Origin of the sequence: Actinomadura xylanilytica, assembly GCF_030283145.1 — a bacterium.
Taxonomy (GTDB): Bacteria; Actinomycetota; Actinomycetes; order Streptosporangiales; family Streptosporangiaceae; genus Spirillospora; species Spirillospora xylanilytica.
On the sequence record NZ_JASNWE010000007.1, the window covers coordinates 78220 to 93144 of the forward strand.

15 protein-coding genes and 1 riboswitch are annotated in these 14925 nt (G+C 74.7%); of the genes, 11 read left to right on the forward strand and 4 right to left on the reverse strand.

Annotated elements, in window-relative coordinates; genetic code table 11:
- Positions 1-33: 33 nt before the first annotated feature.
- The 4 genes from QP090_RS35490 to QP090_RS35505 form a co-directional block, all read right to left on the reverse strand.
- Complete coding sequence (locus tag QP090_RS35490; RefSeq protein WP_285944133.1) at positions 34-1689, reverse strand: acetolactate synthase large subunit; 1656 nt, start codon at positions 1687-1689, stop codon at positions 34-36.
- A gap of 153 nt (positions 1690-1842) precedes the next feature.
- Positions 1843-2862 carry an LLM class F420-dependent oxidoreductase gene (locus QP090_RS35495; protein WP_285944134.1) on the reverse strand — a complete coding sequence of 340 codons (1020 nt, stop codon included), beginning with the start codon at positions 2860-2862 and terminating at the stop codon, positions 1843-1845.
- A 95-nt stretch (positions 2863-2957) separates the two neighbouring features.
- Positions 2958-3158 carry a DUF397 domain-containing protein gene (locus tag QP090_RS35500; RefSeq protein WP_285944135.1) on the reverse strand — a complete coding sequence of 67 codons (201 nt, stop codon included), beginning with the start codon at positions 3156-3158 and terminating at the stop codon, positions 2958-2960.
- On the reverse strand, positions 3155-3997 hold the full coding sequence (locus tag QP090_RS35505) for a helix-turn-helix domain-containing protein (protein ID WP_285944136.1): 843 nt from the start codon (positions 3995-3997) through the stop codon (positions 3155-3157). Before QP090_RS35505 ends, QP090_RS35500 begins: the two co-directional genes overlap by 4 nt.
- 197 nt (positions 3998-4194) lie before the next feature.
- On the opposite strand from QP090_RS35505, the gene QP090_RS35510 reads away from it, so the two are divergent.
- From QP090_RS35510 to cobT, 11 genes are all read left to right on the forward strand, one after another.
- Positions 4195-4890 carry an ATP-binding protein gene (locus QP090_RS35510; protein ID WP_285944137.1) on the forward strand — a complete coding sequence of 232 codons (696 nt, stop codon included), beginning with the start codon at positions 4195-4197 and terminating at the stop codon, positions 4888-4890.
- 68 nt (positions 4891-4958) lie between these two features.
- Positions 4959-5082: riboswitch (cobalamin riboswitch) on the forward strand.
- A 75-nt stretch (positions 5083-5157) separates the two neighbouring features.
- Positions 5158-7209 (forward strand): putative cobaltochelatase, encoded by a 2052-nt coding sequence (locus QP090_RS35515; protein WP_285944138.1) that lies wholly within the window; start codon positions 5158-5160, stop codon positions 7207-7209.
- A gap of 54 nt (positions 7210-7263) precedes the next feature.
- Positions 7264-7878: a cob(I)yrinic acid a,c-diamide adenosyltransferase gene (cobO, locus tag QP090_RS35520; protein WP_285944139.1), complete on the forward strand. Its 615-nt coding sequence runs from the start codon at positions 7264-7266 to the stop codon at positions 7876-7878.
- A 64-nt stretch (positions 7879-7942) separates the two neighbouring features.
- Positions 7943-9364 (forward strand): cobyrinic acid a,c-diamide synthase CobB, encoded by a 1422-nt coding sequence (locus QP090_RS35525; RefSeq protein ID WP_432763112.1) that lies wholly within the window; start codon positions 7943-7945, stop codon positions 9362-9364.
- Positions 9361-9564 (forward strand): hypothetical protein, encoded by a 204-nt coding sequence (locus QP090_RS35530; protein WP_285944140.1) that lies wholly within the window; start codon positions 9361-9363, stop codon positions 9562-9564. The genes QP090_RS35525 and QP090_RS35530 overlap by 4 nt, the downstream gene beginning before the upstream one ends.
- A 40-nt stretch (positions 9565-9604) precedes the next feature.
- Complete coding sequence (locus QP090_RS35535; protein WP_285944141.1) at positions 9605-10168, forward strand: hypothetical protein; 564 nt, start codon at positions 9605-9607, stop codon at positions 10166-10168.
- Positions 10169-10199: 31 nt separating this feature from the next.
- Complete coding sequence (cbiE, locus tag QP090_RS35540) at positions 10200-11492, forward strand: precorrin-6y C5,15-methyltransferase (decarboxylating) subunit CbiE (RefSeq protein ID WP_285944225.1); 1293 nt, start codon at positions 10200-10202, stop codon at positions 11490-11492.
- Positions 11489-12010 (forward strand): cobalamin biosynthesis protein, encoded by a 522-nt coding sequence (locus QP090_RS35545; RefSeq protein ID WP_285944142.1) that lies wholly within the window; start codon positions 11489-11491, stop codon positions 12008-12010. The genes cbiE and QP090_RS35545 overlap by 4 nt, the downstream gene beginning before the upstream one ends.
- Positions 12007-12603, forward strand: a complete 597-nt coding sequence (locus tag QP090_RS35550; protein ID WP_285944143.1) for a precorrin-8X methylmutase — start codon at positions 12007-12009, stop codon at positions 12601-12603. Before QP090_RS35545 ends, QP090_RS35550 begins: the two co-directional genes overlap by 4 nt.
- Before the next feature lie 161 nt (positions 12604-12764).
- Positions 12765-13766: an Rv2231c family histidinol phosphate aminotransferase CobC gene (gene cobC / locus QP090_RS35555; protein WP_285944226.1), complete on the forward strand. Its 1002-nt coding sequence runs from the start codon at positions 12765-12767 to the stop codon at positions 13764-13766.
- Positions 13750-14916 carry a nicotinate-nucleotide--dimethylbenzimidazole phosphoribosyltransferase gene (gene cobT, locus QP090_RS35560; RefSeq protein WP_285944144.1) on the forward strand — a complete coding sequence of 389 codons (1167 nt, stop codon included), beginning with the start codon at positions 13750-13752 and terminating at the stop codon, positions 14914-14916. The genes cobC and cobT overlap by 17 nt, the downstream gene beginning before the upstream one ends.
- Positions 14917-14925 lie beyond the last annotated feature (9 nt).

Sequence of the window (14925 nt, forward strand, 5' to 3'; positions counted from 1 at the left end):
GGACGACCGGCCCGCGGACGGCCCCCGAGGGGATCAGAACGGGTCGGTCAGCTCGCCCAGCTTGTCGGTCAGCTCCAGGTTGTGGGAGTAGTCGACCGGCACCGTGACGACCGAGACGCCGTCCTCGGCGAGCGCCTTCCGCAGGACGGGCAGCAGCTCGTCCGCCGACGACACCCGGTAGCCCGTCGCGCCGAAGCTCTCGGCGTACTTCACGAAGTCGGGGTTGCCGAACGCGACGTCGGAGCTGCGCCCGAGCTCCAGCTCCATCTTCCAGCCGATCAGCCCGTACCCGCCGTCCTCCCAGATCAGCACCGTGATCGGGATGTTCTCCCGGACGGCGGTCTCCAGCTCCTGCGAGTTCATCAGGAACGCGCCGTCGCCGGTCGCCGCCAGCACCCTGCGGCCCGGGTGGACCAGCTTGGCGGCGATCGCGCCCGGCACCGAGAAGCCCATCGAGGACAGGCCGTTGGAGACCAGCAGCGTGTTGGGTTCGAAGGTCGGGTACATCCGCGCCATCCACATCTTCACCGCGCCGGTGTCGGCGAGCACGATGTCCTCGCGGCCCATCGCCGCCCGGACGTCGGCGACGACGCGGCGGGGCGAGAGCGGGAAGCCGTCGTCGGCGGCGCCGTCCGCGAGCTCGGCGCTCAGCATCTCCCGGATCCGGCGGCCGGTCCCGTTGACGTCGAACCGGCGGTGCACCGCGTCGGCGAGGGCGTGCAGCGAGCGGGAGATGTCGCCCTGGATGCCGACCTCGACCGGATAGTGGTCGTCCACCTCGGCCGGGAACCGGTGGATATGGATGATCTTCTTGTCGCCGTGCGGGTTGATCTTGACCGGGTCGAACTCCTGGAGCTCGTACCCGACCGCGATCAGCACGTCCGCCTCGTCGAACCCGAAGTTCACGTAGTCGTGCCGCATGAACCCGACCGCGCCGAGCGCGTTGCGGTGGTCGTCGGGGAAGACGCCCTTGCCGTTGAACGTGGTGGCGACCGGCAGCCCGAGGTGCTCGGAGAAGTGGACCAGCGCCTGGCTCGCCCGGTCCCGGGTCGCGCCGTGCCCGGCCAGCACGATCGGCTGCCGGGCCAGCGCGATCACGTCGGCGGCGCGGGCGATCTGCGCGGGGGACGGCTCCTGCGGCCGGACGACGTTGCGCGGCAGCGGCCCGAGAGCGGCTGACACCTCGGCGGCCTCGACGTCCTCGGGGATCGCCAGGTACACCGCGCCCGGACGCTCGGTCTGCGCGGTCTTGAACGCCTTGCGCACCATCTCGGGCAGCGCCTCGGCGGTGGGCGCCAGCTCGGCCCACTTGGTGATCGGGCGGAACAGCGACACCAGGTCGATGACCTGGTGCGTCTCCTTGTAGATGCGGTCCAGGCCGACCTGCGCGGAGATCGCCACCACCGGGGTGCTGTTGGTGGTGGCGTCCGCGACGCCGAGCTGGAGGTTGATCGCCCCCGGGCCGAGCGTCGCCGACGCCACGCCGGCCTTGCCGGTCAGCCGCCCGTAGATCTCCGCCATGAACGCCGCGCCCTGCTCGTGCCGGACCAGGACGTAGCGGATGGGGGAGTCGGCGAGTGCGTTGACGAAGTGGATGTTCTCCTCGCCCGGGATGCCGAAGACGTACTCGACGCCCTCCGCTTCCAGGGTCCGGACGAGCAGCCGGGCGGCGTCTACCTGCGTGGACATCGTGTGTCCCTCTTCCGATGTGCGATGTGCGATGTGCGGTGTGCTTCGGGGGCGTTCTCCGGACATCCGGTGCAGCGCCCCCCGGGCACACCCCATTCCCTAGCACGCTGTGGCGTCGGGCACGCGCAGGAGAGGAGGGACAGGGAGGAGGGGCTACCCGAGCACCAGGTCGCGGATCTCGCGCAGCGTCGGCTCGTCCCGCACGCCCGCGATCAGCAGCGTGGTGATGGGGCTGTCCCGCCACAGCTCCAGCCGCTCCTTGATCCGGCCGATCGGCCCGAGCAGCGAGATGGAGTCGGCAAGCTCGTCCGGCACCGCCTTGATCGCCTCGTCGCGGCGGCCGGCCAGGAACAGCTCCTGCACCCGCGCGGCCTGCTCGGCGTAGCCGAGCCGGCCGATCAGGTCGAGATGGAAGTTGCGATCCCTGGCCCCCATCCCGCCGATGTAGAACGCCAGCGGGATCTTGGCGAACTCCAGTGCCGCGGCCAGGTCGCCGGTGACGATGGTGGTGACGGTGGCGGCGATCTCGAAGCCGTCCGGACGTCCCGCCAGCGGCTCCCCGAACAGCGGCTCGATCTGCGCCGGGTCGACGAACAGCGGCAGCCAGCCCTGGGCCAGCTCGGCCGCGAGTGCGATGTTCCTGGGCCCCTCCGCGCCGAGGTAGACCGGGATCCGCGGGCGCAGCGGGTGGACGATCGACTTCAGCGGCTTGCCGAGCCCCGCGCCGCCGGGCAGGGGCAGCGGGTAGTGCGGGCCGGCGCTCGTCACCGGCTCCTCGCGGCGCCACACCTGGCGGACGATGTCGAGGTACTCGCGGGTGCGCGCGAGGGGCTTGGGGAACGGCGCCCCGTACCAGCCCTCCACCACCTGCGGGCCGGACGCGCCCAGCCCGAGGATCATCCGGCCGCCCGACAACGCGTCCAGGGTCAGGGCGTGCATCGCGGTCGCGGCGGGGGTGCGGGCCGAGAGCTGGACCACCGCGGTGCCGAGCTTGATCGTGGTGGTGCGGGCGGCGTACCAGGTCAGCGGGGTGAAGGCGTCCGATCCGTACGCCTCCGCGGTGAACACCGAGTCGTATCCGAGCCGTTCGGCGGCCAGCACCGTGTCGGTCTGGTCGTCGGGGTCGCGCTGCCAGTAGCCGACGTTGACGCCGAGCTTGAGATCCGCGGTCATGGGGGCGATACTAGAACACGTTCTACTTAGGTGGAAGGGGGCCGCGGAGTCCCTCCGCGGCCCCCTGGCGGTGTCGGCCGGTCAGGCTCTGGGGGTCAGACCTCCCGCGCGGTGTCGAGGAGCCGCCGCCAGGCGGCCGGTGCGAGCACCAGCGCCGGGCCGTGCGGATCCTTGGAGTCGCGAACGGCGTGCACGCCATCGGAGAGTGCCGCCACTTCGACGCACTGGTCGCCGCTCCCGCTGTGGGAGGACGTGCGCCAGGTGGCTCCGGTGAGTGCGCGCTGGAGGTTGGTCACGGGCTGCTCCTTGCTGCCTCGGCGATGAGGTGCGCGGACTCCTCAGGGGACAGGGCCGCCTCCTCGATCCTCTGGAAGCGGTCCCCGTGCTTGGCTATTGCCTCGGCGCTTTCGAGATAAACGTCACCCATGGTGCCCTCTACGTAGGCGATTTCAGGGTCTGCGGGGTTCGGATACGACAAAATCGTGAAACGTCCGTCAAGTCCCGCATGCGCCTCAGCGGTGTACGGCAGCACCTGTACCGTCACGCTCGGCCGCTCCGTGGCCCGGGCGAGCGCGTCGAGCTGGGCGCCCATCACCGCGCGCCCGCCGATGTACCGGTGGAGGACCGCCTCGTCGAACACCACGTGCAGCCGGGGCGCGTTCGGACGGTCCAGCAGCGCCTGGCGGATCTTGCGCGCGGCGATCCGCCGCTCGATGTCCTCGGGGCCGGGGAGCAGTCGCCCCGCCGTGATCACGGCGCGCGAGTACGCCTCGATCTGGAGCAGGCCGTGGACGAGCTGGGGGTCCCAGGTGCGGATCTGGGACGCCTCGTCCTCGAGGGCCACGTAGCTGCCGGTGAAGACGTCGGCGTACGCCGTCCACCAGCCGCGCTGCCCCGCCTGCCGGGCCAGGGTGATGAGGGCGTCGCGCTCCGGGCTGTTGACGCCGTATAGGTCGAGTATGTCTGCGATGTCGCCTGGTCGTGGCCGGGTCTGGCTCGTCTCCAACCGGGAGATGGTGGCCCGCGACCAGTCGAGCCGGTCGGCCACCTCTTGCAGGGTCAGGCCCTGCTCCTCCCGCAACTTGCGAAGTTCCCGTGCCAGCCGGCGGCCACGAACGGTGGGCCGGTAGGTCATGAGAGGCGAGTCTCCACACTTGCGCCGCAAGGTACAACGCGAATGACGAACCCGGTCGGTCAGGCAGAGCAATCTGTCCAAGTCTGTTGCGGTACTGAGATTCTCACGACACGCTGTGAAACGTGACCACTCGGGGACCGAAAGTGACGATCCGCGACGGAACCGCGCGCCAGACACCCTGATCCGCGGGAGGATTCGTGAACACCTCGCCTGAGCTCATCGACGAGACCGCACATCCGGTGCCGCCGGGCCCGGCGGCACCATCCGGCGCCCCGCCCGCGGCCGGCGGGGCGCCGCCCGGCCGGCCGGCGGCCGGGCCGGTGCTCGCCGTGGCCGGTGCCGCGGCCGGGCCCGCGCCGCCCGCGACCGCCGGGCCGGACCGGGTGTGGGCGCTGCCCGCCGGTCCCGGCTGCGCCGGCCACGCCCGCCGCGTGCTCGCGGACGCGCTGGCCGAGCTCGGCGTCGCCCGCGACACGATCGGCGACGCCGCGCTGATGGTCAGCGAGCTGGCCACCAACGCCCACCAGCACGCCGGCGGGCATGTCCCGCACGAGCTGTGGCTCTACCGGGACGAGCCGGACGACCACCCGCCCGGCGAGCCCGGCAGGCCGGCGAAGGCGGGCGGCGCAGGGGAGGCGGGGGAGATCCGCTGCGCGGTCTTCGACGCCTTCGCCGACGCCCGGCTGCCCGGCTACTCGTGGACCTCGGGCGACTGCGGGCGGGGCATCGGCATCGTCCACGAGCTGTCCGCGGGTCGCTGGGGCATGCTGCGCACCCTGTCGCGGCTCGGGCCGGAGGTGCGGGGCAAGGCCGTGTGGTTCGCGATCCCGGTCCCGGCCCGCGCCCTTGTTCCCGCCCCCGTTCCCGCCGCTGCCGCGTGGGACGCCTCCTGACGCCGTCCCACGTGTCATGACTTGGGCCCTTCCAGGTGGTATGTCATCCTGGGCAGGCGACGGACGCGGAGGAACCCGGTGCGAATCCGGGGCTGTCCCGCAACTGTGACCAGGGGAGCGCCCCCTCGCTCGCGCCACGGCGGCAACGCTGGAAGGCCGAGGGGGAGCGATGATCTGGAAGCCAGGAGACTCCGGCCGTCGGACCTGCTCGCCACGGGCGTGGACACCCGAGGGAAGGACATGACGCATGCCCTGTCTGATGGGCCGATGAACCGCGGGCGCACCGGCGCCGCGCGCTATCCGTTCTCGGCGGTCGTCGGGATGGACGACCTCAAGCTGGCCCTGCTGATCAACGCGGTCTCGCCCGGCGTGGGCGGGGTGCTGGTGCGCGGGGAGAAGGGCACCGCCAAGTCGACGATCGTCCGGGCGCTGGCGGACCTGCTGCCCCCGGTCACGGCCGTGCCGGGCTGCCGTTTCGCCTGCGACCCCCGTGATCCCGACCCCGGCTGCCCGGACGCCCCGCACGCCGGGCCTGGGCCCGGGTCCGGGGAGGCGGCGCGGGCGGAGGAGCGGGCCGCGCGGCTGGTGGAGCTGCCCGTGGGCGCCTCCGAGGACCGGCTGACCGGCTCCCTCGACATCGAGCGCGCGCTGACCGAGGGCGTGCGGGCGTTCGAGCCGGGCCTGCTCGCCGCCGCGCACCGCGGGGTGCTCTACGTCGACGAGGTCAACCTGCTGCACGACCACCTGGTCGACCTGCTGCTGGACGCGGCGGCGATGGGCGAGTCGCACGTCGAGCGCGAGGGCGTCTCGGTGCGGCACGCCGCCCGTTTCCTGCTGGTGGGCACGATGAACCCGGAAGAGGGCGAGCTCCGGCCGCAGCTCCTGGACCGGTTCGGGCTGACCGTCGAGGTGGCCGCGACCCGCGACCCGGTGGAGCGCGCCGAGGTCGTCCGGCGGCGGCTGCGCTTCGAGGCCGACCCGGCCGGGTTCGCTGCGGGCTGGACGGGCGCCGAGGCCGGGCTGGCCGGCCGGATCGCCGCCGCGCGGGCCCGGCTGCCCGCCGTCGAGCTGCCCGACGCCGCGCTGCGGCAGATCACCGCCGTGTGCGCCGCGTTCGAGGTGGACGGCCTGCGCGCCGACCTGGTGGCCGCGCGCGCCGCGATCGCCCTGGCGGCCTGGCACGACCGGGACTCGGTGACCGAGGACGACGTGCGGACCGCCGCGCGGCTCGCCCTGCCGCACCGGCGGCGCCGCGACCCGTTCGACGCGCCCGGCCTGGACGGGGAGAAGCTCGACGAGGTCCTCGACGAGCACGGCGCCCCCGAGCCCCCCGAGCCTCCGGAATCCCCCGGGCCCCCCGACGACGGCGGCCCCGACGATCCGGACGGCGGTGGTGGCGGCGGTAGTGGTGCCGACGTCCCGCAGGACGCCCCCCAGGACGGGCCCGGCGCCGAACAGCCGAGCGATCCCGCAGGGCAGAACGCGCAGGACGCGCCGCAGGGAGGCGATCGCTCTAAAGAGAAGGAGCCTGCCCCGGCCGACGCCGCGTACAAGCCGCGCCTCTTTACCGTCCCCGGTATGGGGGCTGGGGCGCCGGGACGCCGTTCCAAGGCGCGCAGTCCTCACGGCCGCGTGTCTGGAGCCAGGCCCGGCGCGCATGGGCTGCACCTGACCGCGACGCTGCGGGCGGCGGCGCCGCATCAGCGTGCGCGGGGCCGCGGCGGCTCTGGGCTGATCGTCGCGCCGGAGGACCTGCGCGAGTCGGTGCGGGACGGCCGCGAGGGCAACCTGGTGCTGTTCGTCGTCGACGCCAGCGGGTCCATGGCCGCGCGGCAGCGGATGCGCACGGTCAAGGGCGCGGTGCTCAGCCTGCTGCTGGACGCCTACCAGCGCCGCGACAAGGTCGGGCTGATCACCTTCCGCGGCCGGGACGCCGAGCTGGCCCTCCCGCCGACCTCGTCGGTCGAGGCCGGCGCGCGCCGGCTGGAGCGGCTGCCGACCGGGGGCCGCACCCCGCTGGCGGCCGGGCTGCTGCGCGCCGCCGAGGTACTGCGGGTCGAGCGGCTGCGCGATCCGGCGCGGCGTCCGCTGCTGGTCGTGGTCACCGACGGCCGCGCCACCCACGGCGGCGACCCGGCCCGCGCCGCCGGGCTGCTGGCGGGCGTGGCGGCCGTCGTCGTCGACTGCGAGTCGGGCCCGGTGCGGCTCGGCCTGGCCGGCGCCCTCGGCACCCGGCTCGGCGCCGAGGTCGTCCGGCTGGACGAGCTCGCCGCCGACGCCCTGGCCGGGGTGGTCCGCGGCTCCAGGAGCGCGGCGTGACCCGCGGCACGGCCCGCGGCACCACCATCGAGCGACGATCACAGGAGGACGGCCATGCCGCAGGGTAAGCCCGAGTACGTTCCCGACGACGGCCTGACCACCAGGGCGCGGCGCAACCAGCCGCTGGTGATGGTGCACACCGGTCCGGGCAAGGGGAAGTCGACCGCCGCGTTCGGCCTGGCCCTGCGCGCCTGGAACCAGGGCTGGCCGATCGGAGTGTTCCAGTTCGTCAAGTCCGCCAAGTGGCGGATCGGCGAGGAGAACGCGCTGCTCGCGCTCGGGCGCCTGCACGAGCAGACGGGCGAGGGCGGCCCGGTGTTCTGGAACAAGATGGGCGAGGGCTGGTCGTGGATCCAGCGCCCCGGCACCGAGGCCGACCACGAGGCCGACGCCCGCGAGGGCTGGGAGCAGATCAAGCGGGACCTCGCCGCAGAGACGCACCGCCTGTACGTGCTGGACGAGTTCACCTACCCGATGAAGTGGGGCTGGGTCGACGCGGGCGACGTCGTCGCCGCGCTCCGCGACCGCCCCGGCAACCAGCACGTGGTGATCACCGGCCGCGACGCCGACCCGCGGCTGCTGGAGTTCGCCGACCTGGTGACCGAGATGGGCAAGGTCAAGCACCCGATGGACCGCGGCCAGAAGGGCCAGAAGGGCATCGAGTGGTGACCGCCCGGGCGACGGCGCCGCGAAACGGCCGCGTCGGTGCGGGCGGTGCTGCGGTGACGCTCCGGTGAGCGTGCCCCGGATCGTCGTCGCCGCCCCCTCGTCCGGGAGCGGGAAGACGACCGTCGCGACCGGCCTGATGGCCGCGTTCGCGGCGCGCGGGCTGGCGGTGTCCCCGCACAAGGTGGGGCCCGACTACATCGACCCGGGCTACCACGCGCTCGCGACCGGGCGGCCGGGCCGCAACCTGGACCCCTGGCTGACGTCGGAGGACCTGGTCGTCCCGCTGTTCCGGCACGCCGCGGCCGGCGCCGACCTGGCGGTCGTCGAAGGTGTGATGGGGCTGTACGACGGGGCCCAGGGGCCGGCCCGGCCGCGGGGCGGCGGCGACTTCGCCTCTACCGCGCACGTCGCTTCGCTGCTGGACGCGCCGGTCGTGCTCGTCGTCGACGCGTCCGCCGCCGCGGGCCGGTCGGTCGCGGCGCTCGTGCACGGGTTCCGCTCGTTCGGCGACGTGCGGGTCGGCGGGGTCGTGCTCAACCGGCTCGGCTCCGACGGCCATGAGCTGATGTGCCGGGAGGCCGTGGAGGAGCTCGGCCTCCCGGTGCTGGGCGCGCTGCGCCGCCATGAGGCCGCCGCGACCCCGTCCCGCCACCTCGGCCTGGTGCCCGCCGCCGAGCGTCGCGCCGACGCCGTCGCGACGGTCGCGCGGCTCGGGGAGCTGGTGGCCTCGTCCTGCGATCTGGACGCCGTCCTGGCCCTCGCCGGTAGCGCCCCGCCGCTGGCCGTCGCCCCCTGGGAGCCGGACGCGCACCTACCCGCCGATGCGGATGGGGTCATCGGTTCCAGGGGCGGACGTCCTCGGATCGCGGTCGCCGGAGGGCCTGCCTTTACCTTCGGCTATGCGGAGAACGAGGAGTTGCTCGAAGCGGCCGGGGCAGAGGTCGTCCGGTTCGACCCCCTGCATGACGAGAACCTTCCGGACGGTACCGGCGGGGTCGTCATCGGCGGCGGTTTCCCTGAGATGTACGCCGCCGACCTGTCCGCGAACGAACCGCTGCGCAGAGCTCTCGCCGCGTTCGCAGGCGCGCCGGACACGGCCGGACGCGCCGGACCCGTGTACGCCGAGTGCGCAGGACTGCTCTACCTGGCGGAAGAGCTGGACGGCGAACCGATGTGCGGCGTCCTTCCAGGCGTCACCGCCACGATGGCCCCTCGGCTGACGCTCGGCTACAGGGCGGCGGTCGCGGTGTCCGATTCCGTTGTCGCGCGCGTGGGGGAGCGGGTGCACGGCCATGAATTCCACCGCACCGTTACGGAACCGGGACACGGCACGACTCCTGCCTGGCAGTGGTCGACGTCCGGCCCTGAGGGGTTCGTCCGGGGAGACTGTGTCGCGTCGTACCTTCATCTCCATTGGGCCGGTACGCCACAATTCGCCACCAGGATGGTGGAGGCATGCCGGACGCACCGAGGAGAGCGTGTGTGAGTACCTTCAGGGAGGACGTGCGCCTGCGGGGTGAGCGCGTCGTCCTGCGCCCGTTCGGGCTCGACGACCCGGAGGCCTTCAGCCTGATCGCGCCGGATCTCACTTCACCGGTTCCCGGCGCGCCGGACCCGCGGCCGGGCGGCGCCTCCGGGAGGCTCGTCGCCCATGACCAGGGAAGATACGAGCATGACCACGACTGATCCCCACGGGCGCGCGGACTCTGCGGATTCCGCGGGCTCCGTGAGCCCTTCTGGCCCCGCGAACGCGGCGGAGGCGGTCGCGAGGCTGGCCGCGCAGGGTGAGCGGACCCTCGTCCTGTACGGGTCCGCCGTCGCGGGCGCGGCGCGCGGGATGCTGCCGAAACTGCCCGCCGAGTGCTTCGTCGAGGCGGACGGTGAGGGCGCGTCGCTGCGGGCCGCCGCCGAGCACGGCCTCGCCCAGGTGATCCTCGTCGGCACGGCGGACGAACTCGCGGCGACCGCGACCGCGACCGCGACCGCTACCGCCACCGCGGGCGCGGCGGCCGAGACCCTCGCCGCGATCACCATCGACATGGACGGCGGTCCCGCGCTGGCCGCCGAGGTGGCCGCGGCGGGCACCGCCCGCCGCGCGTACGAGCTGTGGGAGGCCGCCGGGATGCTCGGCCCCTGCGGGCGCGAGCTGTGCCGCCGCACGGCCGGCGCGCTCGAGCGGACCGCGGCCCGGACGGTGGGCGCCGCGGCGAGCCCGGTCGCCGCCCAGGTCGTCCTGGTGGACTTCACGGGTGAGCGGATGGTCGGCATGTTCGGGCGGATGGCCCGGTGATCTTGGGGGCGGCGTGCTGACGGTCATCGGTATGGACGGGACGGTTTCTCCGGGAGCCGCTGCGAGTGAGGTGCGTGAGGCTCTGGAGAGCGCCGCGCTCGTGGTCGGCGAGCCCCGTCTCCTGCACGCCCTGGGGGCGCCGCCCTCAGCCCGGACGGTCGAGATCGGCGATCCGGACGCCGCCCTTGAGGAGATCGACATCGCACAGGGCCGCGGCCAGGCGGTCGTGGTCGTCGCCGAAGGGGATCCGGGGTTCTTCGGGCTCGTCCGGGCGCTGCGCGCACGCGGGCACACGCCGCGCGTACTTCCGGCGTTGTCGCCGGTCGCGCGGGCTTTCGCGCGGGCAGGGCTCCCCTGGGACGACGCGCTGGTGGTCTCGGTGAGCGACGCGGAGTCGCTGCGGCGTGCGGTCAACGTGTGCCGCGCCCACCCCAAGGTCGCCGTGCTGACCGCCCCTGGCGCGGGGCCCGCCGAGCTCGGCCGGGAGCTTTTCCCGCAGACGCCTCGTTCGTTCATCGTGTGCGAGAGCCTCGGCGGCCCGGACGAACGGGTGGTGAACGTCCGTCCTGCCGAGGCGACCACCCGGCCGTGGCGGAATCCAGAGGTGGTCCTGGTACTCGATTCCCGGCACGCGGTCGGCGCGTCCCGCTGGCTGGCGGGTGCCGCGCCCGGCCCGCCCGGATGGGCGCTGCCCGCCGGCGCGTTCGCCCAAGACGATGCTCTGCGGCCGGACGTCCTGGCGTTCGCGCTGGCCAAGCTGGGCCCCAGGATCGGCGACATGGTGTGGGACATCGCCACAGGTGGCGCCACGGGTGGCGCCACGGGTGGCGGCGCGGCTGGCGGTTCAATCGCGATCGAGTGTGCGCGTCTGGGCGCGGCTGCCGTGGCGGTCGAGCGGGACGACGCATCCTGCGAGCGGGTCCGTGACAACGTGCGCGCGCACGAGGTGAGGGTCGCCGTCGCGCGCGGCGAAGTCCCGGGGGTGCTCGACCACCTGCCCGTCCCGGATGCGGTGTTCGTCAGCGGAGGCGGTCAGGGGGCCGTGCGGGCCTGCGCCGCCCGCGCTCTGCGCACCGCCGTGATCGCGGTATCCGAGGCCGCACACGTCCGTCCGGCCTGTGCGGCACTCACCGCTGAGGGGTTCTCCGCTGAGGCCGTCCGTCTCCAGGCGACCCGCCTCGCGCCCTTTGAGGAGCGTCCGTCCGACCCGGTGTGCCTCGTCTGGGGGGAACGCACCGAAGGACGACAGGCAGGGCGGCCCCAGGTGCCCGCGCCGCGCAGGGCGGAGACGATCGCCGAGCTGCCCGAAGGGCCGATCGGATGACGGCCGGGCCGGAAGACGACCGGTCCTCGTCACTGACGATCGGGGTGGGCGCCGCCATCGCCGCGAGCGCCGCCGAGGTGGGCGGGCTGATCGACGAGACGCTCGCGGGGGCCGCGCTCGCGCCCGCGTCGGTGCGCTGCCTGGCGACGGTGGAGGGCAGGAGCGGGCACGCGGGCATCCGCGCGGTCGCGATGGACCGCGGCTGGGACGTCATCGCCTACCCTGTGGGCGTGTTGGCGCAGGTGAAGGTGCCCAATCCGTCCGCCGCCGTGCGGGCGCGGACGGGCGTCCCCAGCGTCGCCGAAGCGGGCGCCCTGCACGCGGCCCGCACGCTCGGACGGCACGCGGAGCTGATCGTGGAGAAGCGCCGATCGGCCCGCGCGACGGTCGCCGTGGCGCGGTTCGCGCCGGGGGCGGGTCCGGACGCGGCCGGGTCACCGGCGCCCCCTTCCCGTGCAACGCCCGGCGGTCCCCATCGGGACGCGTCCGCGACCGTGAGCATCGAGGAGGCGCAGTGACCGTACGCCAGCCCCACCCGATCGAGGTCCGGTCGTACGAGATCCTGCGGTCCCGCGTCGACCTGTCCCCGATGCCGCCGCTGTGGCGGGCGGTCACCGAGCGGGTGATCCACGCCAGCGCCGACCTGGAGTACGCGGTGGACCTGGTGACCACGGAGGAGTCCCTCCGGCAGGGCTGGGCCGCGCTGCAGGCGGGGGCGCCGATCGTGACCGACGAGGGGATGGTCGCGGCCGGGATCAGCGCGCGCGAGGCGGTCTGCCACGCCGCGGACCCGGCCGCCGCCCGGCTGGCCCGCGCCGCCGGCGTCGGCCACGCCGCCGCCGCGGTCCGGCTGGCCTACTCCGAGGTCGGCCCGGGCGCGGTGTGGGTCGTCGGCTCCGCCCCCGAGGCGCTCTTCGAGATCATCGCCAGGCGGGTCGGGCCGGCCCTGGTGATCGGCCTGCCGGTCGGCTTCGTGGACGCCGCCGAGGCCAAGGACGCGCTGCGGGCCAGTGGGCTCCCGCAGCTCAGCAACGTGTCGGAGAAGGGCGGCTCGGCGGTCGCCGCCGCCGCCGTCAACGCACTCCTCTACCAGCGGACGGAACCACGTTGAGCGACCAGCAGGGACCGCGCCGCACGGCGGCGGGCGGGACGAGCGACCGGGGGGATCGCGTGACCGGGGCCGGAGGGCGCACCGTGACGGGTACGTGGCAGGAGCCGGCCGGGCCGTGGCCGGGGCCGGCCGGTGAGCGGCAGGAGCCGGACGAGGTCGATCTGCGCCACCACGGCGACGCCGAGGTCGGCGGCGGGCTCGCCGACTTCGCCGTGAACGTGCGCGCCGGAATGCCGCCGGCCTGGCTGGCCGAGCGGCTCCGCGAGACCGTCGCCGACCTGGCCGCCTACCCCGACCCGGGGCCCGCCCGGCAGGCGGTGGCGAGGCGGCACGGCCGGGCGGTGGACGAGGTGCTGCTGACCGCGGGCGCCGCCGAGGCGTTCGTGCTGCTCGCACGGGTGCTGGAACCGCGCCGCGCCGTCGTGGTGCACCCTCAGTTCACCGAGCCCGAGGCGGCCCTGCGGGCGGCCGGGCACGAGGTCGGGCGAGCCGTCCTCGGCAAGGACTTCACCCTCGACCCGGCCGCCGTGCCGGACGGCGCCGACCTGGTCATGATCGGAAATCCGACCAACCCGACGTCGGTCCTGCACCCGTCCGGCGCCATCGCCGCGCTGGCCCGTCCGGGCCGGACGGTCGTGGTCGACGAGGCGTTCATGGACTGCGTGCCGGGCGAGCCGGAGAGCCTCGCCGCGCGGCTCCCGTCCGGCGTGGTCGTGATCCGCAGCCTCACCAAGACGTGGGGGCTGGCCGGGCTCCGCGCCGGATACGTGCTGGCCGACCCGCACCTGATCGCCCGCCTGGCCGAGGCCCAGCCGCTGTGGGCGGTGTCCACACCCGCCCTGGTGGCCGTCGAGGCGTGCTCGTCCCCGGCGGCCGTGGTCGAGGCCGGGGCGTGGGCGGTCGAGCTGTCCGCCGAGCGCGACCGCCTGGCGGGCGAGCTGACCGCGCGCGGGCTGTACGTGGTGCCCGAGCCGCGGGCGTCGTTCCTGTGCCTGCGGGTACCGGACGGGCTGGGCATTCGGGCCCTGCTGAGGCAGCGCGGCTACGCCGTGCGGCGCGGCGACACCTTCCCCGGGCTCGGCCCCGACTGGCTGCGGCTCGCCGTGCGGGGCCGGTCCGCCAACGACGCCCTGCTGGAGGTGCTGAGTGACCTCGGCATCTGACCCCTCCGCCAGGCACGACGAGCAGTACGGGCGGCGGAGGCCGCCCGGGGAGGACACCGTGAACCTGATCGAGGAGACGATCGCCGCCATCGTCCCGCCGGACGAGGCCGCCATGCGGGACGCCCGCGACCACCAGGCCCGGCTCACCAAGCCGCCGGGCTCGCTCGGCGTCCTGGAGGAGGTGTCGGTCCGCCTCGCCGGGCTGGCCGGGCAGAGCCCGCCGCCGCTGCCGGAACCGGCCGCCGTCGCCGTCTTCGCCGCCGACCACGGCGTCCACGCCCAGGGCGTCACCCCCTGGCCGCAGGAGGTGACCGCGCAGATGGTGGCCAACTTCCTGGCCGGCGGCGCGGTCGTCAACGCCTTCGCCGCGCAGGCCGGCGCCGAGGTCAGCGTCGTGGACGTGGGCGTCGCCGCCGAGCTGGACGCCGCGCCCGGCCTGCTGCCGCGCAAGATCGCCCTCGGCACCGCCGACATGACCCGGGGCCCCGCCATGACGCCCGAGCAGGCCCGGCGGGCCGTCGAGACCGGCATCGAGGTCGCCCGCGACCTGGTCTCGGCCGGCGCCCGCTGCCTGATCACCGGCGACATGGGCATCGCCAACACCACCGCCTCGGCCGCCCTGATCGCCGCGTTCACCGGCCTGCCGCCCGAGGAGGTCACCGGCCGCGGCACCGGCATCGACGACGCCACCCACGCGCACAAGATCGGCGTCGTGCGGGCCGCGCTCGGCCGGCACCGCGCCGCCGTCGAGGCCGGCGCCCCGCTGGAGGTCCTCGCCGCCGTCGGCGGGCTCGAGCACGCCGCGCTCGCCGGGTTCGTCCTCGGCGCCGCCGCCCTCAAGGTCCCGGTCGTGCTGGACGGGGTGATCGCCGGAGCCGCCGCGCTCGCCGCGCGGGCGCTGTGCCCCGACGCCCTCGCCGCCTGCGTCGCCGGGCACCGCTCGGCGGAGCCGGGCCACGCCGCCGCCGTCCGCCACCTGGGCCTGCGCCCGCTGGTCGACCTGGAGCTGCGGCTCGGCGAGGGGACCGGCGCGCTGCTGGCGTTGCCACTGGTCCAGAGCGCCGTCCGGGTGCTGCACGAGGTCGCGACCTTCGACTCGGCCGGAGTGAGCGGCAAGGACGCCGGCCGTCCCCAGGTGATCACCGAATGAGTCACGCTC

Excerpts from the sequence above, each read along its gene's own strand:
- QP090_RS35490 (WP_285944133.1), bottom strand. The coding sequence starts at position 1,689 with ATGTCCACGCAGGTAGACGCCGCCCGGCTGCTCGTCCGGACCCTGGAA.
- QP090_RS35495 (WP_285944134.1), bottom strand. The coding sequence starts at position 2,862 with ATGACCGCGGATCTCAAGCTCGGCGTCAACGTCGGCTACTGGCAGCGC.
- QP090_RS35505 (WP_285944136.1), bottom strand. The coding sequence starts at position 3,997 with ATGACCTACCGGCCCACCGTTCGTGGCCGCCGGCTGGCACGGGAACTT.
- QP090_RS35515 (WP_285944138.1), top strand. The coding sequence starts at position 5,158 with ATGAACCGCGGGCGCACCGGCGCCGCGCGCTATCCGTTCTCGGCGGTC.
- cobO (WP_285944139.1), top strand. The coding sequence starts at position 7,264 with ATGCCGCAGGGTAAGCCCGAGTACGTTCCCGACGACGGCCTGACCACC.
- cbiE (WP_285944225.1), top strand. The coding sequence starts at position 10,200 with ATGGACGGGACGGTTTCTCCGGGAGCCGCTGCGAGTGAGGTGCGTGAG.
- QP090_RS35545 (WP_285944142.1), top strand. The coding sequence starts at position 11,489 with ATGACGGCCGGGCCGGAAGACGACCGGTCCTCGTCACTGACGATCGGG.